Annotated in this window: 20 protein-coding genes and 2 pseudogenes; 15 read left to right on the plus strand and 7 right to left on the minus strand. The window is 71.0% G+C overall.

Translation table 11 applies throughout. From position 1 onward, the window contains the following. Positions 1-612: 612 nt before the first annotated feature. The gene (locus ACRX5S_RS04000; protein WP_436771316.1) at positions 613-2,037 is read right to left on the minus strand and encodes an MFS transporter; all 1,425 of its coding nucleotides are present in this window, start codon (positions 2,035-2,037) and stop codon (positions 613-615) included. Positions 2,038-2,144: 107 nt separating this feature from the next. On the opposite strand from ACRX5S_RS04000, the gene ACRX5S_RS04005 reads away from it, so the two are divergent. The 4 genes from ACRX5S_RS04005 (at position 2,145) to ACRX5S_RS04020 (ending at position 7,650) form a co-directional block, all read left to right on the plus strand. Next, the gene (locus tag ACRX5S_RS04005) at positions 2,145-2,834 is read left to right on the plus strand and encodes a TetR/AcrR family transcriptional regulator (RefSeq protein ID WP_436771317.1); all 690 of its coding nucleotides are present in this window, start codon (positions 2,145-2,147) and stop codon (positions 2,832-2,834) included. A gap of 251 nt (positions 2,835-3,085) precedes the next feature. Then, positions 3,086-6,169: a Tn3 family transposase gene (locus ACRX5S_RS04010; protein WP_436771318.1), complete on the plus strand. Its 3,084-nt coding sequence runs from the start codon at positions 3,086-3,088 to the stop codon at positions 6,167-6,169. 153 nt (positions 6,170-6,322) lie between these two features. Beyond that, positions 6,323-7,375, plus strand: coding sequence for a hypothetical protein (locus tag ACRX5S_RS04015; protein ID WP_436771319.1), 1,053 nt, complete (start codon positions 6,323-6,325; stop codon positions 7,373-7,375). A 41-nt stretch (positions 7,376-7,416) separates the two neighbouring features. Beyond that, positions 7,417-7,650: a hypothetical protein gene (locus tag ACRX5S_RS04020; protein WP_436771320.1), complete on the plus strand. Its 234-nt coding sequence runs from the start codon at positions 7,417-7,419 to the stop codon at positions 7,648-7,650. A gap of 175 nt (positions 7,651-7,825) precedes the next feature. Here the strand turns inward: ACRX5S_RS04020 and ACRX5S_RS04025 are convergent, their stop codons facing one another. Then, positions 7,826-8,479: a hypothetical protein gene (locus ACRX5S_RS04025; RefSeq protein ID WP_436771321.1), complete on the minus strand. Its 654-nt coding sequence runs from the start codon at positions 8,477-8,479 to the stop codon at positions 7,826-7,828. Between the two features lie 109 nt (positions 8,480-8,588). After that, on the minus strand, positions 8,589-9,374 hold the full coding sequence (locus ACRX5S_RS04030) for a DUF6461 domain-containing protein (RefSeq protein WP_436771322.1): 786 nt from the start codon (positions 9,372-9,374) through the stop codon (positions 8,589-8,591). A gap of 244 nt (positions 9,375-9,618) precedes the next feature. On the opposite strand from ACRX5S_RS04030, the gene ACRX5S_RS04035 reads away from it, so the two are divergent. From ACRX5S_RS04035 to ACRX5S_RS04045, 3 genes are all read left to right on the plus strand, one after another. Continuing rightward, positions 9,619-10,545 (plus strand): recombinase family protein, encoded by a 927-nt coding sequence (locus ACRX5S_RS04035; protein ID WP_436771323.1) that lies wholly within the window; start codon positions 9,619-9,621, stop codon positions 10,543-10,545. An 85-nt stretch (positions 10,546-10,630) separates the two neighbouring features. Continuing rightward, complete coding sequence (locus ACRX5S_RS04040; RefSeq protein ID WP_436771324.1) at positions 10,631-10,915, plus strand: hypothetical protein; 285 nt, start codon at positions 10,631-10,633, stop codon at positions 10,913-10,915. Between the two features lie 28 nt (positions 10,916-10,943). Further along, positions 10,944-11,261, plus strand: coding sequence for a hypothetical protein (locus tag ACRX5S_RS04045; protein WP_436771325.1), 318 nt, complete (start codon positions 10,944-10,946; stop codon positions 11,259-11,261). A gap of 78 nt (positions 11,262-11,339) precedes the next feature. Here ACRX5S_RS04045 and ACRX5S_RS04050 read toward each other — a convergent pair whose 3' ends face one another. Both ACRX5S_RS04050 and ACRX5S_RS04055 read right to left on the minus strand, forming a co-directional pair. Next, positions 11,340-11,534 (minus strand): hypothetical protein, encoded by a 195-nt coding sequence (locus ACRX5S_RS04050; protein WP_436771326.1) that lies wholly within the window; start codon positions 11,532-11,534, stop codon positions 11,340-11,342. Positions 11,535-11,654: 120 nt separating this feature from the next. Then, positions 11,655-12,458 (minus strand): hypothetical protein, encoded by an 804-nt coding sequence (locus tag ACRX5S_RS04055; protein ID WP_436771327.1) that lies wholly within the window; start codon positions 12,456-12,458, stop codon positions 11,655-11,657. A 296-nt stretch (positions 12,459-12,754) separates the two neighbouring features. Here ACRX5S_RS04055 and ACRX5S_RS04060 point away from each other — a divergent pair. The 7 genes and pseudogenes from ACRX5S_RS04060 to ACRX5S_RS04090 form a co-directional block, all read left to right on the plus strand. Continuing rightward, a pseudogene (locus tag ACRX5S_RS04060) lies at positions 12,755-12,871 on the plus strand (IS3-like element ISAar45 family transposase); the annotation flags it as partial. Between the two features lie 128 nt (positions 12,872-12,999). Then, positions 13,000-13,629 carry a class I SAM-dependent methyltransferase gene (locus tag ACRX5S_RS04065; RefSeq protein WP_436771328.1) on the plus strand — a complete coding sequence of 210 codons (630 nt, stop codon included), beginning with the start codon at positions 13,000-13,002 and terminating at the stop codon, positions 13,627-13,629. Positions 13,630-14,160: 531 nt separating this feature from the next. Next, positions 14,161-15,011: pseudogene (locus ACRX5S_RS04070) on the plus strand (Tn3 family transposase). Between the two features lie 271 nt (positions 15,012-15,282). Next, on the plus strand, positions 15,283-15,759 hold the full coding sequence (locus ACRX5S_RS04075) for a hypothetical protein (protein WP_436771329.1): 477 nt from the start codon (positions 15,283-15,285) through the stop codon (positions 15,757-15,759). A 347-nt stretch (positions 15,760-16,106) separates the two neighbouring features. Further along, positions 16,107-16,748 carry a pentapeptide repeat-containing protein gene (locus ACRX5S_RS04080; protein ID WP_436771330.1) on the plus strand — a complete coding sequence of 214 codons (642 nt, stop codon included), beginning with the start codon at positions 16,107-16,109 and terminating at the stop codon, positions 16,746-16,748. 40 nt (positions 16,749-16,788) lie between these two features. Further along, positions 16,789-17,085: a hypothetical protein gene (locus tag ACRX5S_RS04085; RefSeq protein ID WP_436771331.1), complete on the plus strand. Its 297-nt coding sequence runs from the start codon at positions 16,789-16,791 to the stop codon at positions 17,083-17,085. A 17-nt stretch (positions 17,086-17,102) separates the two neighbouring features. Then, positions 17,103-17,753: a hypothetical protein gene (locus ACRX5S_RS04090; protein ID WP_436771332.1), complete on the plus strand. Its 651-nt coding sequence runs from the start codon at positions 17,103-17,105 to the stop codon at positions 17,751-17,753. A 516-nt stretch (positions 17,754-18,269) separates the two neighbouring features. Here ACRX5S_RS04090 and ACRX5S_RS04095 read toward each other — a convergent pair. Beyond that, complete coding sequence (locus ACRX5S_RS04095; RefSeq protein ID WP_436771333.1) at positions 18,270-18,998, minus strand: TetR/AcrR family transcriptional regulator; 729 nt, start codon at positions 18,996-18,998, stop codon at positions 18,270-18,272. Positions 18,999-19,051: 53 nt separating this feature from the next. Here ACRX5S_RS04095 and ACRX5S_RS04100 point away from each other — a divergent pair, with 53 nt between their 5' ends. After that, positions 19,052-20,245: an FAD-dependent oxidoreductase gene (locus tag ACRX5S_RS04100; RefSeq protein ID WP_436771334.1), complete on the plus strand. Its 1,194-nt coding sequence runs from the start codon at positions 19,052-19,054 to the stop codon at positions 20,243-20,245. Positions 20,246-20,277: 32 nt separating this feature from the next. On the opposite strand, the gene ACRX5S_RS04105 is transcribed toward ACRX5S_RS04100, so the two are convergent. Next, on the minus strand, positions 20,278-21,573 hold a 1,296-nt coding region (locus tag ACRX5S_RS04105), incomplete at its 5' end, for an FAD-dependent monooxygenase (RefSeq protein WP_436771335.1).

A 21,573-nucleotide genomic window follows, 5' to 3' on the forward strand; every position in this document is an offset into this window, starting at 1 on the left:
CCGGCGAGGTCTCCCGGGAGGCCCTCTACTCCCGAAGCTACGGCGAAGTGACAAGTAGCTCTCTGTGACAGAAGACAGTCCTTGCTGAGAATCCGGCCTTGGGGAACATCGGTACAGCAATGAGCGGTGAGTACTCGGCTCGTTCGAGGCCGCCGGTGCGCTGCACCGCTCCGGCAGATGCGCTGCGATGACGAGTCGTTCCTGGGCCGGGCCCGGGGCGGGCATCAGCATGGGTCAACGGGTTCCTTGTTGGTGGGTAGCCGGTTAAGGCGCGGGATCTCGGCGACCAGCGCGGGATGTCCCCGCGGGCCTTGGCGATGAATCGGGCGTTCTGGTCCCAGCGTTCGTCCTACCTCGTCGACAAGCGGGTCTCCACCGACCAGCAGTCCACCGACCCGCAGAACCTCGTCCTCGTTGACTCCCAACGGTGTCAAGCGCCTTCGCAAGCGCTGACCACGAGCCGGCCGCCACGCACCGCAGCACGATGACGCCTGGTCGGCCGAGCCCGGTCATTCCGCGCCGCCGCCGTCATCGGGAAATGGTCGTTTGTGCGAGGGGCGGGTGTCAGGTTCCGGCGTCGGAGCGGGCGGGGTAGCGGGCGAGATTTCATGGTCACCGGGCGGGTTCCCGGCTTCGGTCGGGGCGAGGGACGCGGCGCGGATGGATGAGGATGAGTGTGGTGAGGACGGCGATGAACGCGAGCGCGGCGGAGGCCGAGAGGACGGCCCGAGTGCCGTCAGCGACTGCCTGGCCGCCTGTACCGGTGCCTTCGTAAAGGGTGAAGATCGCGCCCAGTGCCGCGGTGCCGACACCGGCGCCCAGGGACGCGAGGGTGGAGACGGTCCCGGCGACCATGCCGACCCGCTCGGGTTCGGTGACCTGGACCGCCACGGCCATCACGGGGGCGCCGGCGATTCCGCCGCCGGCTCCCCAGGCCAGCAGCGGCACGAGCAGTGCCCACCACGGTGTGCTGGGTGTGATCAGCAGTGCCAAGGCCGTGAAGCCGACGCCCTTGAGCAAGTAGCCGGAGCCGATGACCAGGCCGGGAGCCCAGTGGCTGAGCAGCTTGGAGCCGACCATGCCGGTGGCGATCTGCGCGAGGAGGATCGGCGTCATCAACAGCCCCGCCGAGGTTGGGCTCAGGCCGAGTCCGTCCGACAGGTACAGCACCAGGTAGACCGAGCCGCCGATGGTCAGGACGCGGGAGAGGAGAACGGCCAGCATCGCGCCGCAGAACGCGGGCCGGGTGAACATGCGTAGCTCCAGTGTCGGTCTGGGCACGCGGAGTTGGAGGGTCAGGAAGGCGGCCAGTGCCAGGCAAGCCGTGAGCAGCGCCACGGTGTCCTGGCCTGCCCACGGTGTGCCGCCGGGGCGGAGCATGAGCAGGGTCGCCGTACCGAGGCCGAGCATGAGCAGCAGGCTTCCGGTCCAGTCCGGCCGCCCGGTCGAGGAAGGTGCGGGGGGTGTGGGCGGCAGCACTCGGGCGGCCAGCACCCAGGCCGCCGCGCCGAGCGGGAGGTTGACCGCGAAGACCGCGCGCCACCCGAAGGCGTCGATCAGCACTCCGCCGAGGGTCGGGGCGAGGAGCCCGGCCGCGGTCGCGCACGATCCCCAGGCGCCAATGGCGAGGTTGCGCTCCTCACCGGTGTAGCGGTCTGCGATCAGCGGAATGCCGTTCACCATGATCACTGCGGCTCCGCAGCCCTGGACCACCCGGGCGGCGTTCAGCCACCACAGGTCCTGCGCGAACGTCGCGGCCAGGGAGGCCAGGGTGAACACGGCGATCCCGGCCAGGAACAGAGGTCGTCGCCCCCAGCGGTCCGAGAGGCTTCCAGCCGCCTGGGTCAGTGCCCCCATCGCGACCATGTAGCTCACCACCACCGACTCCGCCGACCCCCCGTCGGCGACGTCGGCGCTGATCAGCGGTAGTCCGATGGCCACGATCGTGAGGTCGACGACGACCAGCCCCGTGGAGGCCATCACCAGCACGAGGACCCCGCTCAGCGGCGGGAGACGACGGGACTTCTGAACTGCCATGCGGAAGCGACCTCCAGGCGGGCACGGGCGGTGCCGTCAGCCTGACGGCTCCCGACTCTAAAAGTCAACATGTGTGAAGTTCAACGGTCGGCCAGTACGATGGCGCCATGCCCGCCGCCCGCCGCCGCCCCACGACACGCAAGGGCCGCCCCGTCCTCACCCGAGAGACCATCGCCGCGAAGGCACTGGAGATGGCTGGTGCGCAGGGGTTCCGTTCCGTCACCATGCGCGCCCTGGCTGCTGAACTTGATGTGACCGTGCGGGCTCTGTACAACTACGTCGAGGACCGCCAAGACGTCGTGGACCTCGCCCTGGGGCTCATGCTCGACTCCTGGAACCCCCCTCCCCTGGATCCCGCGGCCTGGGAGGAATCCGTCGCCGGTTATGCGAGGTCGCTGCGCGAGATGTACCGGCGCTGGCCGCGCGCCCTGCTGGTCTCCCTCGACGAGGACGCGCCCCCGGCCTCCGTGCACCCCAACCGCCTGCTCAACCTCGACCGCTTCCTCCAACTACTGCACGGCATCGGCATCGGCTTCCCGACTGCCCTGGAGGTACACCGGCACCTGTCCCTGCTCATGCTCTCGTTCGCGCTCGTGGTCGACCGCCCCGCCGCGCAGGCCACGACGGACCGCGGCACGCTCGTCCCCGACATCTGGCTGGCGGCCCACGCCGATCTCGACCTCCCTGCCCTGCGTCAGGCCGCCGTGCTGCCCATCCCCACCCCGGACACCCAGTTCGACCAGCTCGTCTCCGTCGTGATCGCACAGATACGCAGCCACCTCGACGCCTCAACATAAGGGCACACCAGCCCCGTTTCGGGGGAACCCGGACATAGCGGGCTGCACCGAAACGGGTGTCACGTCGGCGCTACGGCTGCTTCCCCGCCCGGGGCACGCGGGCCGGGCGCCGTCACCCGGCCTTGGGGAACATCGGTACAGCCGTTAGCGCTAATGATTTGATCTTGTTCGGCTAGCACAGCGTCCGCTTGCTTGGGGCGGTTCAGCGAAAGCATGTCGGGTCCTTGTCGGCCGCCGCTAACGTCCGCCGCGTGCCGGTGGAATTCCTGACGGATGAGCAGGCTGAGGCGTACGGGCGGTTCGTCGAGGAGCCGACGCGGCCTGAATTGGAGCGCTTCTTCCACCTCGACGACGAGGACCGGAAGCTGATCGCGAAGCGGCGCGGTGATCACAACCGTCTTGGCTTTGCTTTGCAGATGTGCACGGTCCGCTACTTGGGGCTGTTCCTGGCGGACCCGCTCGAAGTGCCGTGGCCGGTGATCGAGCACATGGCCAGGCAGTTGGGCGTCGAAGACATCTCGGTGGTCAAGCGGTACACCGAGCGGCAGATGACGCCGTACGAGCACGCGTGGGAGATCCGTGACGCGTACGGCTACCGGGTGTACGAGGACCCAGTCTGGGCGCGGCGGTTCCGTACATTCCTGCACGGCCGGGCGTGGACGCATGCCGAGGGGCCGGTCGCGCTGTTCAACCACGCGGTGGGGTGGCTGCGCCGCCATCGGGTGTTGCTGCCGGGGGTGAGTGTCCTGGCGCGGCAAGTCTCCGAAGTCCGTGTGATCGCCGAGGCACGGCTGCACGCCACCGTCGCCCGGGCGGCCCGTCGCGCGGATCCGGCGCTGCCGGGCGACTTGGTGGCGCTGCTGGAGACTCCGGCTGGCAAGCGCTATTCGCATCTGGAGTTGCTGCGGCGACCGCCGACGAAGACCACGGGCACCGCGTTTGCGCGTGCGCTTGAGCGTGTGGACGAGATCTCTGCGCTCAAGTTGGGGCGGGTGCGTTTGTCGCAGGTCCCGCCGAATCGGCTCGCGGCGCTGGCGCGCTACGCGCTGGGCAGCAAGGCCCCGCTGCTGGAACGCGTCACGGAGCCGAAGCGTACGGCGATGCTCACCGCGGTGATGCGGCACCTTGAGGCGAAGGCGATCGACGAAGCGCTGGACCTGTTCCAAGTGCTGATGGCCACGCGGTTGATCAGTACGGCGCGGCGGGCCACCGACCGGGAGCCCCTGGCCCGGGCGTCGAAGGCGTTGTTCGAGGAACTGGAACGGGTCGAGGAGTGCGGCGCGGATGTGGATGTCGCCGCGCTGTGGCGGGCTGTGGAGGAGGTCGCGCCGCGGGCGGAGGTGATGAGCGCGGCCGCGCTGGTCGCGGTGTTGGTTCCCGAGGACGACGCCGCGGAGACCGCCATGCGGGGTGCGCTGGCGAATCGCTACAACACGGTGCGGCCGTTCCTGGCCCTGCTCGGTGAGTCTCAGGCGCTGGGCGCGGCGACCGAGGGCAAACGTGTGCTGGCCGGGGTGCGCAGGCTCCCGGCATTGTCGCGGCGGCGGGTGAAGGACAAGCCGCTGCTGCCGCGCGAGGTCGACGGCAAGCTGGTGCCGCCGGCCTGGCGCAAGGCGGTGTACGGCAACCCGGCCCTGCTGCCGGGGGCGGTGGACCGCGACGCGTACGTGGTGTGCGTGCTGGAGCAGCTGTTCCGGGCGCTGCTGCGCCGGGACGTGTTCGCGTCCCCGTCGCACCGCTGGTCCGACCCGCGGGCCCGGCTGCTCGACGGCGACGAGTGGGAGGCGGTGCGTGAGGACGTCCTGGCGGGTCTGAGCTTGGATATGCCCGTCGAGGAGCACCTTGCGGAACTGGTGCGGGGCTTGGACGCGAGCTGGAAGCAGCTCGCCGAACGCCTCGACGAGGCCGGGGAGTCGGCGAAGGTCAGCATCGAGGTCCAGGACGGCGGGCGGGCCAAGCTGAACGTGGACAAGCTCGGTGCGCTCGGCGAACCGAGGTCGTTGGCCTGGCTGCGTACGACGGTCGGGAAGATGCTCCCGAAAATTGACCTGCCCGACCTGCTGTTCGAGGTGCACGCGTGGACCGGGTTCCTCGACGCCTTCGTGCATCTGGGCGACGGCACCACCCGCATGAAGGACCTAAGTACCTCGGTGGTCGCGCTCCTGGTCTCCGAGGCGTGCAACATCGGCCTGACGCCGGTCACCAACCCCAACGTTGAGGCGCTCACGCGGGCTCGGCTCGTCCACGTCGACCAGTACTACCTGCGCGCCGACACGATCGCGGCGGCGAACGCCGCGCTGATCGCGGCTCAGTCCCAGGTGCCGGTCGTGCGGTTGTGGGGCGCAGGTCTGCTGGCCTCGGTCGACGGGCTGCGGTTCGTCGTCCCGGTCCGCACGATCAACGCGGCGCCGTCGCCGAAGTACTTCGGGTTCAAGCGCGGCATCACCTGGCTCAACGCCGTCAACGACCAGGTCGCAGGCATCGGCCAGATGGTGGTGCCCGGCACCCCACGCGACTCCCTGCACATCCTGGACGCGCTGCTGAACCTGGACGGCGGAGCGAAACCCGAGTTCGTCGCGACCGACAACGCCTCGTACTCCGACATGGTGTTCGGCCTGTTCAGGATCCTCGGCTACAACTTCAGCCCGCGCTTCCGCGACCTGGACGACCAGCGGTTCTGGCGGGCGACCATGCCCGGGGTGGAGACCGGCACCTACGGGCCACTGGAAGGCCTCGCACGCAACCGGGTGAACGTGAACAAGGTCATCACCCACTGGCCCGACATGCTGCGGGTCGCCGGCTCACTGGTCACCAACCAGGTCCGCGCCTACGACCTGCTGCGCATGTTCGGCCGTGAAGGGCATCCCACACCGCTCGGGCAGGCGTTCGCCGAGTACGGGCGGATCGCCAAGACGGAGCACCTGCTGCGTGTCGTCGATCCGGTCGACGACACCTACCGGCGGCAGATGAACCGGCAGCTGACCGTCCAGGAGTCGCGGCACAAACTGGCCCGCGATGTGTGCCACGGCAAGCGCGGCACCATCCACCAGGCGTATCGCGACGGGATGGAGGACCAACTCGGCTCCCTTGGCCTGGTGTTGAACGCCGTGGTGCTGTGGACGACCCGCTACATCGACGCCGCGGTGGCCAAGCTTCGCGCCGACGGCCACGAGATCCGGGACGAGGACATCGCCCGGCTGTCCCCGCTCAAGCACCGGAACCTCAACGTCCTGGGCCGCTACAGCTTCGCGGCCTCCGTCCCGCGCGAGGGCCTGCGGCCCCTACGCGACCCGGACGCGGTCGCGCTCGACGATGACGACGACGGGGACGAATGAGCCGTGTGTGCCGGACGCGGCACACGCCCGTGCGGTTTTGCTGACGCGTGGTCACGGCCCCGCGCTCCTACTTGGCCGTGACTCTGACTGCCAAGCTTCAGCGGGGATTCGTCTGCGGGGTCAGCGTCAGCGGTACCTGCGAGCATGCGGATCATGAAGCAATCCGATGATCTCCTGGCCGGGCTGGACGACGTCGACTGGGCAGTCCTGGGGCACGCCTACGGCAGCGCCGAGAACGTGCCCGACCAGCTCCGGGCGGTGTGCGGGCCGGACGAGGAGGCCCGGAAGAGCGCCTTCCGAAGCCTGTTCAACAACATCTTCCACCAGGGAAGCCGGTACTCGGCCTCCCCGTACGCCGTGCCGTTCCTCGCCCGGATCGCCGTGGCCGGCCCGCCCGGCGCACGGGGCGATGCGCTGCTGCTGCTGACCCGGTTGGCCGTCGACTGGCACGACGAGTACGACCTCCCGCTCGGCATCGATACCGCCGCTTGGCGCGCCGCGGCCGTCAGCCCCGAGGAGAGCCTGCGCTTGTTCGACGAAGAGATCGCCACGGAGACCGATCAGGAGCGGCTGCGGAACCTGCGCGAGGGGCGGGCGTACTGCGCAGCGGGGCACCCGATCGACTCCCGCGAGGGGGCGCTGCGTTCCTACGATGCGGTCCGCGCCCGGCTTCCCGCGCTGTTCGGGTTGCTCGGCGACCCGGCCCCTGAGATCCGCACCCGGACCGCATACCTGCTCGGCTGGTTCCCCGAAGAGGCCGACGCCGCCCTGCCTGCGCTGCTGGCCTGCCTCGACCGCGAGCGGGACCCGGTCACGGCCGCCACGGTCCTCGTCGCCGTCGGACTGCTCGCCGACCACGACCCGGACGGCCGGCTCCGGCGCCACCTCGACCACGGGCACCGGCTGCCGCGCTGGGCCGCCGCCACCGCCCTGGCCCGCCTCCTGGTCGCCCACCCGACCGCCGCGCCCGACCTGCCGCCGACGGAGCGCATCACCGCCGAGCTGGCCGCCTTCGGCGCCGGCCCCGTCCCCGAACCCGCCACCGCACACCACGACGGCGACCTGCACGGCTACACCGTCCGCAGCCTGCTGAGCCTGGCGGGCGCCGCCGAGGTCTCGGACGGAATCCTCCTGAAGATCGCCGCTACCCTGCCCCGCATCAAGGACGCCGGGTACGCGCCCAGCCCGCTCTCAGACCACGCCTAGACCTACTGGCAGCACTGTTCGACCCCGCGGACACCGCACTGGTGTTCACCGAACTCTCCCCCGGACGCCGGGAACTGCTGCGCGTCCTGGCCGACCTGCTGACCACCGCGGACTTCCAGTCCTGGCCCTACGGCTCCGATCTCCAGAAGCGGTTCACCGAACGCGGCCTCCCCGGCACCCGCCCCGCCCTGCGCGCCTACGTCGGCCTGCCCACCGAGGGCGAGGACCCGACGGCGCCCCTGCCCGACCCCTGGGAAGCGCTCCGCAACCCCTGAGGCCGCACCCCTTCTGTCAGCGTCCGAAGTCGCCTGCGCTGACGCCTGAAGTCACCTGCACGCAGTCCAACGACGGGGTCCCTGCCCGCGCAAGACGCAGTACTCGGGGGCGCGTTCCGACCGGTTGCGCGTATCAGCTTGGCTGATCGTGGTGCAGAGCGCAGTGTTCAGACCGCTATGGGTAGCCGATCGCGGCTTGGTCTTCGGCAAGGTCCCGGAGTGACGTCTCGGGATTGAGGCGCGTCACCAGGTCCTCGGTCAAGGCCTCCAGCGCGAAGACGCGGCGGACGGCGTCGAGGTCGACGTCGGTCTCGTAGTAGTCCTCGGCGAACTCCTGGTACGCCTCTGGGCGGCCGTCCACGAGGAGGTCGAAGAGCCAGTCCGCGCCGTCGGCCTCCGGGCCACTGCCGGCCGGCGGTACGACATCGCTGCAGAGCCACGCGTTATCGTGCGGCTCGCGCCAGAAGCACACGGTGGCCCGCAGCGTCCCGTCCGCGTCGCAGAACGCCGGTTCGGTCACCTGCGCGGCCAGGCCCTGCGGGACGGCGTCGACCACACCCGGCCAGGGCTGCGAGGTCCGGCTCATCGGCGACTCGTGGTCGTACCCGCGTGCAAAGGCCCCGGCGGCGGAGAACACGATGGAGTAGTCGTCGCCGCTGCCGTTGCGCATGGAGGCCATCTCCTCGCCCGACGCCCAGCGACTGTCGAACGAGTAGTACCGCGACTCCCACTCCGGGCTCATGATGGCGTCCAGCATCGCCAACGCGCGGGAACGGTCCCTGACCACCGCGATGGCCGGCAACTGACGGATCACGTCGAATACAGACACCGGGCAATCCAACCGGATGACTCGGTGGCGCGGCACACTGGCCCGGGCGCTCCGAATTTCCCTTCACGCGCACCGGCGTCAGAGCGCCCCAAGGTCCGCGAGAGTCGACTTACGGCTCGTCGAGTCGGATCGGCTGGTCGCGCCGGGGCCGGTGGTGCTCTATGGCGTGCTCGACCTGCTCCCGGGTCACTTCCTTGTAGAAGCGCTCCCCGCTCGCGTCGGTGATGTCGATGACGACGCTGGTCCACTCCGGGGCCGGTTCGTCCGGAACGCGCCCCAGCCGGTACTCGGCCCCCGTCAGGATTTCCTCGGTCAGCCGCACGCCCGTCAGGCGTTCGGCCAGAGCGAGCACGGCCGCCTTCCGGTCGAGGTAGCCGTCGGTGCCGTCGCCGGAAAGGTCGAACCCGACCTCCTGCATCACGGGAAGCAGATCGTCGGGGGTGGTTCCGGTCCGTGCGGTCGGCCACTCGAAGTTCGTGCGCAATTCGCCGTCCTCGTACCAGTAGAACTGGTGGATGGGCTTGCCCCCGTTGCTCGAATGCATCACAGCACGCGAGCCGGCCGACAGCGCCTCCAGGAAGCGGTGCCGCATCCCGACGCCGCCGTCGAAGTGCAGGACGACGGTCCAGGCCCCGTCGTCGCCGGGCACGGTGAACGCGCCCGCGATGAACGACTCGTCCCAGTCGTCGTCGACCTCGTCGTACAAGTCCTGCTGTTGCTCGATGAGGCCGTCGACGCCGTCGCACGTGCCCCGCGGCTCGGCGTCCATCACCTGCAGCACCTGCTCGGGCGAAACTCCCCGCACCAGGGTCAGGGTATAGCCGACCTCGATGCCGTAGGGGAACACGGACGAGGAACGTATCCAGCCGTAATCGGCTGCGGTAACCGAACTCATGGAGCACACCCTGCCAGTGGAGACGGACAACCACAGATCTGCATGGAGGACCGGCCGCAGCATGGCGGACGGGGGCGTATTCGGTCGATTGCGCCCCCGCGATCGATCCAATCAGCGAGCAGCCCAAAAATCGGGGCAAATCGGGTTCCGATCCAATGAAGGGCGGTCCGCAATTAAGCCCCCCGGTTTCGCCCCTGTAAGGTCGCCGTGCGGCACTTGCCGGACAGGATGAAAGGCGCGGGGCATGACGGACCGGTTGTATCTGCGCCATTCGACCGACAAGCAGACCAACGCCCGGCAGCTCCACGCACTTGCGGCACTGATCGCGTCCGGGGCCCCGAAGTACGAGGACCCCGCCACCTCCTCGCGCGTGTTCGCCGTCGACCGCCCCGGGTTCCGCGCGCTCCTGGACGCGGCCGCGGTCGGCGCCACCATCCGGATCGCGGACGCCGCCCGGCTGTTCCGCTCCACGTGGGACGTCCTGCAGATCCGCGACGTGCTGAAGAGGCGGGGCCTGCACCTGTTCATCGCGACCGGGGCGTGGTCCGGGTTCGACCTGGCAGCGGAGGACCCGCAGACCAAGCTGTTCGTCACCATGCTCGCCGGAGTGCTGGAGTTCCAGCGCGACATGATCTCCGAGAACACCCGCGAAGGCGTCGCCGCCGCGGCCGCCGCCGGCAAGACCCTCGGACGCCCCGCAGCCCTCGGCAAGGACGACGCGGCCGACGTCGTCGACGCCTACGCCGACGGCACCGCCGTCAAGGCCCTCGCCCGGCAGTACGGGGTCGCGCCCCGGACCGTCCGCCGCGTGCTGGACACAGCGGGCGCCCGTCGCGCCGAGGTCGCGCATGAGGAGCCCGAAACCGCCGCCCCCGCCCCGGCGGAGCCCGAGTCTTCGGCGGACCAGCGGTGCGCAATCGACGTGCCCGGCCTGCTCGCCGAGTACCTGGAGGCCACCACCGACACCGGGCCCACGGAACTCCGCGAGGCGCTCCGGGAGGGCTGGGTGATCCGCCGCGGCCGTGGATACTCGCTGCGAGTGACCGCCCCGCTCGCGCTGCACCGCGCCGCGCTGGCCCGGTGCTCGGACCTGGCCGGTCCCGGAAGCGCGGCGGCTGCGCGCAAGGCGCACCGCACCTACGCCGACCGCATCGCCGCCGCGCAGCCGTAGGGCGCTGTCGTTGCCAACCGGTACGGTCACTGCCCGTCCGGCCGAACGCCGGGACCGGTCGCAACAGGCAAGGGGACGAACGCGGATGTCGGATTCGATGTGGCCGGTGCTGACCGACGCCGAGCGCGACCAGTGGGACGCCGTCCCCCTGGTCGGGGTCGGGCCGCTGCTGTTCGGCATGACCCGCGGCCGGGTCGACGATGCATTGGACTACCTGCCGGCCGTGAGCAGCAGCGATTTCGCCTCATACGGCTCGCCCGGGATTTGGGGGCACAGGCTCACGGCGTACTTCCGGCCCGCGACTGAGGACGACGTACCCCCGGATGCGCCGGGGGCGTGCTGTCCCGGGCCAGATCGACGATGGCCATGAGTACTTCCCCGGGCAGAGGTTCGGCGGGGTGCTTGCCGCGGTTGCGATCGATGCCCGGGTCGGGCCTCAGGTGCGATGGGACGGGCTGGCACTGACCGGGCAGGTGCCGTCCGCGACCGATGATGCGATGTACGCCCGGGTCCAGGAGCGAGGCCTCGACCAGGAGATCCGCATTTCGCAGCACGGCGACTACAGCTACGGGGACATCGGGATCCTGCTGCGTGTCCAACGCGCCGGGGACATCCTCCTCACCCGGCCGGTGTTCGCCGCCCCGGCGTGGACCGACCGTCTCGGCGACACCTCCGAAGGCCCGCTCCCGACCCAGGAATGGCACACCCATGCGTAACGTCCTCGGAGCCACGCAACGTTCCGCGCGTACGCCGACCGCATCTGCCGCCGCCCTGCCGCCTGCATAAGCCCCTGGTCACGCAAGGTCGAAGCGTCCGAGTTCGCGGGCAGTCGGCAGGAATTCTGTCGGGACGCCGTGGCCGCAGAGGTAGGAGCGTTCTCGCTCAAAGGCGTCCAGCGTGCGGCAGCGGTTGGTGAGCAGGCCCAGCAACTGCCGTGCAGCGCTGGGGTCAGCGCACGCCCAGGCGAGCGCTTCCTGCACCGCGGTCACGAACTCCTGCGGCCTGCGGTGCGGCGGGGGCGGCTTGTCGCCGTCGTAGACGTAGCCGCGCGGCGGTGCCCGGAGCGCTGGCCCGGAGCGACGAGATGAGACGCGTGGACTCCGGCCCTGTCAGCCGTGTCGCTGCCACCATCGCTTCTTCGGCCCGGGCTTCGGAGGACTTTGCCCGGCAGCCTCGACGGCCGATGGAGCATCCGACGCCAGACGGCTCAAGGCGGTCCTGATGCGGTCGAACGTCGCGATCGGGTGGCGGCTGCCGCCATCAGGCAGGACCGCCCCGACGCAGACCAGCCTGAAGCTGTCGCCACCGAGGCCCACACCGATGAACACCGGTGCGCCGACGCAGCCCTGCGGCACGTGACCGGCCCAGACGATGCCGCCACGACGGGCGCGGGCCACCGCACCGACCACGACGGCCTGCTCCCGGGCACCGTTCCCGGCCCCCACGTCATGGCCCAGCAGATAGGCCGGCACCGGCTCCGCGCCGAGGGCGGCAATGTCGTCGTCCGTGGCCGCCATGCCGTCGGTGATCTCATCGGTGGTCCACTGCCACCCCTTGCGATCACCGTGTGCGTGCAGCCCAGAGGTCGGCAGGACGGCCACCCCCAGATCGCCAAGGTGGGTCCATCCGTCCGCGAAACCGGTCCAAACCAGCGTCTCCGCGCTCATCGCCGGCGCGCACAACTCGGGCCGCAGAGTGAACTCCGCGATCTCGACCCTCGTCGGCTCACCAGCGGTCACGAGGTACTGCCGAACCCGTTCCCCCTCGGGAGTGGTCTCCACCAACTCGTTGAACCAGAAGGCGGTCGCGTACCGCTCATCCCGGTGTGCTCGCCGGAATGGCAGCGTCGCGCGGCCGGCATTGGCGACTATCGCGTCGATGGTGGCGTGCTGAAGGCCGGTCAGGTCGGACATGGTGCGGAAGCCTAGCCAACGATCGAACAGCCACCCGGGCAGGCCGCCGCCGGGTGACCTTCGGGCAGCAGGCGCGGCTGTTCGATGTCGAAGGGCTCCGCGCCAGCCAGCCGTATCCGCCCGATTTTCGGCGAGTACTACAGAGACCCCGGTTACTTTGCACCTGGTTCGAGCTTCGTTAACGGCACCCCAAGATCCACCGCTTAGCGCTAACCGCTGTACCGATGTTCCCCATGGCCGTCACCCGAACGGACAGGTCCAGATCGAGACGGCTGTTCGTATCCAGCTCGAACCGGGGGAGAGTCGGAGCGGCAGGCGACAACGCCGCGATGGAGTCCTTCTTCAGCCTGCTGCAGAAGAACGTCCTCGACCGCCGTTCGTGGACCACCCGTCAGGAACTCCGAATCCAGGTCCCACCGGCCTCGTTGCGGAGCCGGGTGGTGGTTTTGTCGTGGTAGCCGAGAGCGTCCGCGGTAACGGGAGCGGGATTCGGCACGGGGCGGGAGAACAGCTGCGAAGGGCGGATGTTAGCTTCCTTCCCGTGGTGGAGCACCAGGACGAGACCAAGGCGGCCTATGACGGGGTCGTCGAGCTGTATGCGTCGATGTTCGCTGATCGGCTGGAGACGCAGCCGTTCTCGCGGAACATGATCGGCATCTTTGCCGAGCTGGTTCGCGGGACGCGGAACCTGCGGGCGGCCGATGTCGGCTGCGGGCCCGGACATCTGACGGCCATGCTGCATGACCTGGGGCTGGACGCCTTCGGGCTCGACCTGTCCCCAGCCATGGTCGACCACGCCCGGCGGGCCCATCCGGCGCTGCAGTTCGACGAGGCGCGGATGGAGGCCCTGCCAATCGAGGACGGTGCGCTCGGCGGCGTGCTGGCCCACTACTCGATGATCCACACCCCTCCTGGGGAACTACCCGCGCTGCTCGCCGAGCAGGCGCGTGTCCTGTCACCAGGGGGCCTGCTCCTGGTCTCGTTCTTCGCGACCGACGGGCCCGAGCCGGTTCGCTTCGACCACAAGGTGACGCCCGCCTATAGCTGGCCGGCGGACCGGTTCGCCGAGCTGCTGGCCCGGGCTGGGCTTGTCACGTTCGCCCGGTTGCTCCACGACCCGGCCTCTGAGCGGGGCTTCCTCGACGCCCACTTGCTGGCCCGCCTTCGCTAGAGCATGGCCTTCTACTTGGTGTGTTCGCTGTATTCAACTGTCGCCAGGTCCCCAGGGAGCCCAGCCTGCTGGTGACCGTGTGTGATCTCCAGCGGCGTATCGGCTCCACGTTCCGCCGGTCTCGTTGAGCAGGCGAGTGGTTGTCTTGTCGTGGTAGCCGAGAGCGTCCGCGACCACGGGAGCGGGCATCTCAAGGAGTTGTTGTCGGATGGCGGCGCCGCGTGCGGCGGCCACGGGGACGCCGATCTCGTTGAGAAGTGCGGACAGGTGGTCGGGGCGGAAAGGCTGGCCCCGCCCGGCGACCGGGGAAGAGCCAACGGGATGCCGGGTCGGTGGCGGTGTTCATGTTGTCGCGGTTCGCGATGTATGCCAGCAGCAGGGGCGCGACTGGGACGGGGACGGGCGAGGCAGGTTCGCCGAGTCGCAGAAGCGTGGTCTCGCGCGAGCAGTTGGCCGAGGCGCTGGCCACGATCGCCGCGGTGGTCCCGGACACCGACGGGGACTCCGATGGAGGTCGCCGAGCTGACCGGCATGGCGGACGCGTTCACGCACATCTCCGGCGCCGGATCCGGGATGGAGGGCTTCACCACCAGCCTGTGCGCGGTGCTGCTGAGCGAGGCGTGCAACGTCGGGGTGACCCCGGTGGTCAAGCCGGACGTCGCGGCGCTGACCCGGGGCCGCCTGGTCCAGGTCGACCAGGGCTACTTCCAGGCGGAGAACATCTCGGCGGCGAACGGCCTGTTCATCGAGGCGCAGGCGAAGATCGACGTCGTGCGGGCGTGGGGCGGTGGCCTGGTCCCGTCCGCCGACGGCGTCCGGTTCACCGTCCCGGTGCCGACCCTGTACGCGGGCGCGAATCCCCGGTACTTCGGGCTGCGGCACAAGGGCGCCACCTGGCTGAACGTGGTCAACGAGCAGGTGATGGGGTTGGGCGGGGTGGTGGTGCCGGGCACGCTGCGCGACTCGCTGTTCATCCTGGACGCGATCCACGCCCGCGACGGCGGGCCGAAGCCGGAGACCGTCGTCACCGACACCGCGTCGTATTCGGTCATCGTCTTCGGCCTGTTCGCGATCTGCGGCTACCAGTTCTCCCCCGGATCGCCGACATCTCCGACGCCCGGCTGTGGCGGGTCAACACCGCAGCCGACTACGGGCCGCTCCAGCCGGCCTCAAACCACACCGTCCGCCTGGACCGCATACGCGCGCACTGGGGCGACATGCTGCGGGTGACCGGGTCGCTCACCCTGGGGGAGGTCCGCGGCCACGACCTGATCCGCATGTTCGCCCGCGACGGCAAACCCACCGGGCTCGGGACAGCTTCGGGAGTTCAGGGCCGTCTGCGGTCAGCGCTCCGACCCGCAGCGCGGCAGCCAGCCCGGTGACCAAATGCTCGTGTCCGATCGACCTTCCCAGGAGCAGCACGTCGATCAGCACGCGGGTGCCCTCACGCTCGCCGTGCGCAGCGCGGGCGGCGTCCCACCACGCGTCGTGCAGCGGGGTGAACCGGCCAGCCGCGCGCGCCTGCTCCAACGCGGTCGCCCCCGGCAGCGCTCCAGGCTTGCGGATCAAGGCTTCGAGGTAGTGGTCCACTCCAGCCTCGTGCGTCCGGTGCTACCACGGGGCTCGGCGGGCCGTGCCGGTTAGCGTGGGGGCATGCGTTCGATCGAGTTTCGTCGCGGGGGGCGGGCCGGCGGAGGGCGGGGCGGGGGCGCCGGCGTCGTGGAGTACCTGGTCGACGGGGTGTCGTTCCTGGAGCTGGTCCGGCGTGCGGAGCTGCCCGATGCGCTGGCGGAACAGGCTGAACGCGCCGGGGAGTTCGCCCCGGAGGCTGCTCCGCTGCTGGCCGGGGCGTACGCGTACCCGGTGGGCCTCGGCGCGGTGCACCTGCTCGGCGGGGCGCCGGACGTGGTGCCGCACGGTGCGGAGGCGGGCGAGACGCTGCTGCTCGGCTGCGACTGCGGCATCGTCGACTGCTGGGCGCTGACGGCGAGGATCATCGTGGGCGCCGAGACGGTGACGTGGTCGGGCCTGCGGAACACCTGCCGGGACTGGAACTACGACTCCCTCGGGGCGCTGGTGTTCCGGCGTGGGGAGTACGAGCGCTCGCTGCGCGAATCTACCTCTCAGTAATATTTGCCCCAATCCGATTCTCCGCACCTGCCGCTTTCCACGGCGGAGACCTGCCGCCGGGCTGGAGTGCCGCGCCTTCGCCGTCACCCGGCAACCGGAGGGCAATTACGTAACATCAGATGTCGCCCTGATGTGCGGTTACGAAAGATGCAACATAGCGGGAATTATGTTGTGTGGCCGAACCGGCTCCCCGCGTACCCCAAATGCCCGATTTCTCGGCTGTTTTCAGTATTGATGGATTGACGTTAACGGTAATTCGATAATTGGGCCACATTGAGGGACGGGGGAAGCCCGCCGCACCTCCCCCGTCGCGTCGTCCTGTCGGCGGCGGGGTGTTGAATCGGACGATGGCCATCCACCGCGCCCGCACCAACGTCGACCCCGTCTCGAACACGCCCCCGATCCCCGACGCGGACCGCGTGGTCTCGGGCGAGGACTGGTACGGCCGCGACCTTTCGGGGCGCACGTTCGACCGCTACTCGTTCATCGACACCGACTGGACCGAGGTCGTCAACGAGGGCGGCGTGTTCGACCACTGCACCTTCGCGAACGTGCAGTTCAACGCCTCACGGCACACCGCGGCGGCGTTCACGAACTGCACGTTCCGCAACTGCACGTTCTTCGACGTCGCGTTCACCGACTGCAAGATGGTCGGCAGCCTGTTCCAGCGCTCGACGTACACGCTCTTCGAGGTGACCGGCGGCGACTGGTCGTTCGTCGGGTTCCCCGGGGCGCGGCTGCCCGAGGCGGCGTTCGACAAGGTGCGGATGCGCGAGGCCGACCTGACCGCCGCGTGCCTGGAGAACGCGCGGCTGACCGGCGTCGACCTCTCCGGCGCGATGCTCCACAGCGCCAAACTCGGCGGCGCCGACCTGCGCGGCAGCGACCTGTCCGCGCTCGACCCCCTGACCGTCGAACTCCGCGGCGCCACCATCGACCTCGGCCAGGCGGCAACAATCGCCACCGCCCTCGGCCTCACCGTCGCCTGACTGTGAGTTCCACGGAAACACACGACGCTGCGAGGGACCGATGGACGACGTGATCGTGCGCGTCGTGGAGACCTGCGTGAGTCACCCGTCGCAATGGGACGCCTGGACCGCCGGCGGCCGCTACCTCTTCCTGCACTACCGCCGCGGCTTCGGCACCGTCGAACAACACCCGGACAGCGATCCGGACTCGTGGACCGCTGAAGCATGGGAGACCGGGCTGTCCAGAACGGTCAAGGAATGGAACGACGGCACGGACGAAAGCACCATGACCCTCACGGACTTCCTCACCGCCGCCGGCCTGCGCCTGGCTCCCGACGCCGACGTCTCCCGCCGATAGCCGCACGGAGCACACCGATGACATGGACCGCGTCCCGGCTGCGCGCGCTCGTCCTGGACGGGGACGGCCTCCCCGCGGGGCTGAAGGGCCCCACGGACGCACCTCCGATCGCCCTCACCCGCGCGTACGAGCAACACTGCCGCCCGCTGGCGCAGTTGCTGTCCGGCGGCGCGGGCCACCCCCGCAACCTCGACTACACCGCGGCCGCATGGACAGGCGGCGGCCACATCGCCTACACCACCGTGGTCATCGGCGTCTTCCACGAGGGCGAAGCCCAGCCGGCCATCGACGAGGGCCTGCACGTCCTGGACCACTGCCGTGCGTATGCGAGCACGGCCCTGGCCGCGAACCCGATTGCCGCCGCCGGGGCGCTCCGCACACCCGCGCCACCGGAATCCGACCGCGACGACGGCGTCATCGGTGTGCCGTCGTGGTATGAGCCCGAACGGGTCGAGGTGCCACCCGCCGGGGACTTCAGCGCCGGCATCCGCCTCGGCATCCCCGGCCGCCCCGAGTCGCGGTCCGCGACCGGGCACACCGTCGTCCGCGTCGGCGACGTCCTCGCGGCGTTCCTGCACTTCGATCCGCTGGGCCAGACCGCTCCGATGCCCGCCGAGGACCTCGTCGCCGCCCAGGTCTCCCGCATCCGCACCGCCCTGGGCACGTAGGGCACCGCAGCCGCGGACACCCAGCCGAACCACGGCGCGACCGCCAGGGGTTGGCTGTCGATATGCCACGACCCGCAGCCCCCAAGGCGCTCCCGCCCGGAGGCATCGGATACGCCCGCACCGCCACGCGCGGCAGGAGTGCGCCGGCCGGCTCGAAGCCCTCCGCCGGGGGAGCGAGCCACCAGGTCTTCTCCGAGCGGATCAGCACCCGCGTCACGAACCGGCTCGAACTGAACAAGGCCCTCGCGCCGACCCAGCAGTTCAAGAAAGACTCTTTTGACGGCAGCGCCGCACGGGTCCGAGACACTGCTCGCGCTGCAATCGGCGCTGGCCGAGCGGCGTCGCCACGCCGCGCACGGCCCGTCCGACGCGCCGGTGGGCCGGATCCCGCCGATGCCCGCCTCCTAACTCGTCGCCGTCCAGGTCTCCCGTATCCGCATGGCACTGGCGCGTAGGGCCTCGGCGGCCGCGGGCGCCGGGCTGCGCCGGGCTGGGCCGCACGGGGTCAGGACCGGGTCAGGACGGGGAACCGCCCGGGGGTGGGGGGAGTTTGGCGGCGACTGCGTCGAGGACCCAGGCGAGGCCGGTGGTGAAGGTGGTCTCGGGGTCGATGTGGGTGGCGTCGTGGACGGCTCGGGTGAGGGCGGGGAAGCGGCCGGTGGCGAGCATGCGGGTGAGGTGGGGGCCGGAGGCTCGCTGCCATTCGTGTTCGGAGAGTCCGGTCGCGCGTTCGGCGCGCAGGTTGGCGACTTCGCGGCGGATCGCGCCCGTGTAGTAGGCGGCGACGGTTTCGACGGCCCGCATGACGGTGTCGACGTCGGCCAGGCCGTCGAGGGCGGAGAGGGTGGCCTCCGCCACCGCGAGGCCGTTGGGGCCGAGCGTCGGGCGGCCGCCGAGGAGGTCGGCGAGCCATTCGTGGCGCAGGACCGTGTGCCGGGTGCGGTGGGCGAGTACGCGCAGCGCCTCGCGCCAGTCGGCGGGCTGCTCCTCCTCGCCGGTTCTGGGGGGGATCTCGGGGAGGATCTCGGCCTGCACGGCGTCGACCATGAGGTCGAACAGCTCCTCCTTGGTGGAGATGTAGCCGTACAGCCGCATCGGGCCGGCGTCGAGGCGGGCGGCGACCTTGCGCAGCGACACCGCCTCCAGTCCGCCCTCGTCGGCGAGAGCGACGGCGGCGGCGACGATGCGCTCGCGGTCGAGCGGCACGGGGCGGGTCGGCGGCTCCGGGCGGTCCCACACAGTCATGCGCACAGCGTACTGTTGCGATTCGTCGTATCGGATCAATACAGTGTATCGACATGAGACATCGCATCGCCGTGGTCGGGGGCGGCCCCGCCGGACTGGCCCTCGCCCGCGTCCTCCACCGCCACGGCCACGCCGCCACCGTCTACGAACGCGACCCCTCCCCCGACGCCCGCCCGCCCGGCGGCGCACTCGACATGCACGAAGGACTCGGCCAGCGCGCCCTGGAGATGGCCGGACTGCTCGCGGAGTTCCGGACGCTGGCCCGCCCCGAGGGCCAGGCCATGCGCATCCTCGACACCGACGGCACCGTCCTGCGCGACTGGCGCCCCCGCCCCGACGACCGCGCCAACCCCGAGATCGACCGCGGGCAGCTCCGCGACCTGCTGCTCGGGAACCCGCCGCCGGGACCGCTGGACGTCCGGTGGGGCCACGCCGTCACCCGCGTGACCCCGGACGGGAACGGCGGCGCGGCGGTGCACCTCGCGGACGGGCGCACGGAGTCGTACGACCTGGTGGTCGGCGCGGACGGCGCCTGGTCCCGCACCCGCCCTGCCGTCTCGGCCGCCACTCCCCGCTACACCGGGGTCACGTTCGTCGAGACCTCCATCGAGGACGTCGACACCCGCCACCCGGACCTGGCCCGCATGATCGGCGACGGCTCCGTCGCGGTGTACGGCGCGAACCGCGGCCTGGTCGCCCAGCGCAACAGCGGCGGCCACGTGAAGGTGTACGCCCAGTTCCGCACCCCGCAGGACGGACGGGACGGGGACCCGGGCGCGGAACCGGCCCAGGGCGCGGGCGGCCCGGACCCCGGCGGCTCGGACCCCGGTGACGCCGAGGCCGTGCGGGCAGGGCTGCTGCGCATGTTCGACGGCTGGGCCGCGCCCGTCCTCGACCTCCTGCGCCACGGCACCGCGTTCGCCCGCCGCCCCCTCCACGTCCTGCCCGCCCCGCACACCTGGGCGCACGTCCCCGGCGTGACCCTGCTCGGCGACGCCGCGCACCTGATGCCGCCGCTCGGCGTGGGCGCGAACCTCGCGCTGCTGGAGGGCGCCGAGCTCGCGGAGGCCATCGCCGGCGTCGCGACGGCGGCCGGGGAACTGGACGCGGTCGTCCGCGCGTTCGAGGAGCGGACGGCGGAACGGGCGGGCCGGTGGGCGCGGTTCACGCTGGACGGCCTGGACCGCCTGGTCGGCCCGGACCCCGCCGCGGCGCTCGCGCTGTTCGACGAGGTCCAGGCCACCTGACCGGCGGGCGCGACGCACCCGCCCGCACAGGGTCAGCCCAGCGGCGCCCCGAACCAGCGGCCGAGAGCGCGGTCCAGGCCCTGCTGGTCCCCGCCGATCCACGTGATGTGCCCGTCCGGGCGCAACAGCACGCCGGGCACATCCGCGACTGCGCCGACGCCCGCGCCCGCGACTGCGCCGACGTCCGCGGTCGGATCGGCGAGGTGGTCGACGCGGTCCGACCAGCCGCCCGCGGTCAGGCGCCCGGTCCGGTCCAGGAGCAGGCCGCGGCCGCCGTGCAGCAGGTCGTACAGCCGGCCCCGCCCCTGCCGTATGCCGGTGTCCGGCATGCGGCGGCCGAGCAGCTCCGGGCCGTCCTCGCCCACGTCGTACCGGATGCCGGTCGCGGTGATCTTCTCGGTCAGGAGGCGGTTCACCTCGTCGATGTCCATCAGTTCGGACAGCAGCCTGCGCACGGCCTGCGGGCCCGGCTCGGGCGACAGCAGCGCCGTCTGCGCGCGCGTGTTGTCGAGGACGTCCGCCGCGACCGGCCGCCGCTCGGCCCCGTACGTGTCCAGCAGCCCGCCCGGCGCCCATCCCCCGACCCGCGCGGCCAGCTTCCAGCCGAGGTTGAACGCGTCCTGGACGCCGAGGTTCAGGCCCTGCCCGCCGATCGGCGGGTGGATGTGCGCGGCGTCGCCGGCCAGCAGCACGCGCCCGACCCGGTAGCGCTCGGCCAGCCGGGTGGCGTCGCCGAAGCGGGACATCCAGCGCGGCGAGTGCACCCCGAAGTCGGTTCCGGCGACGGCGCGCAGCCGCTCCCGGAAGTCCTCCAGCGTGGGCGGGGCCGCGCGACGGCCGCTGCCGCCGTTCCCGCCCTCGCCCGCGTGCGCCCGCACGCCCGCCGCGGGCACGACGACCCGGTACAGCCCGCCGCCGAACGGCCCGACACTGAACTGCCGTACGGTCCCCTGCACTTCGCGGACCCGGGCGGCGATCTCCTCCGGCGGCGCGCCGGCCTCCATCTCGCCCATCAGCGTCTCGTTCCGCGACGGCTCGCCCGGGAACGCGACGCCGAGCAGCCTGCGCACCGTGCTGCGGGCGCCGTCGCAGCCGACGAGGTAGCGGCAGCGCAGGTGTTCGCCGTCGTCCAGGCGAACGGTGACGCCGTCGTCGTCCTGCTCGAAGCCGGCCACCGCGCGTCCGTGCCGGACGTGCGCGCCGCGTTCGACGGCGTGTTCTTCGAGCAGCCGGACGAGGACCGGCTGCGGGATGCCCAGCAGGTAGGCGTGCGCGGAACCGGGGGCGGGGGGCGGGGGTTTGGGGATGGCGGCGAAGAAGCCGCCCGC

Origin of the sequence: Yinghuangia sp. YIM S09857 (assembly GCF_051388915.1) — a bacterium.
Classification (GTDB): Bacteria; Actinomycetota; Actinomycetes; order Streptomycetales; family Streptomycetaceae; genus Yinghuangia.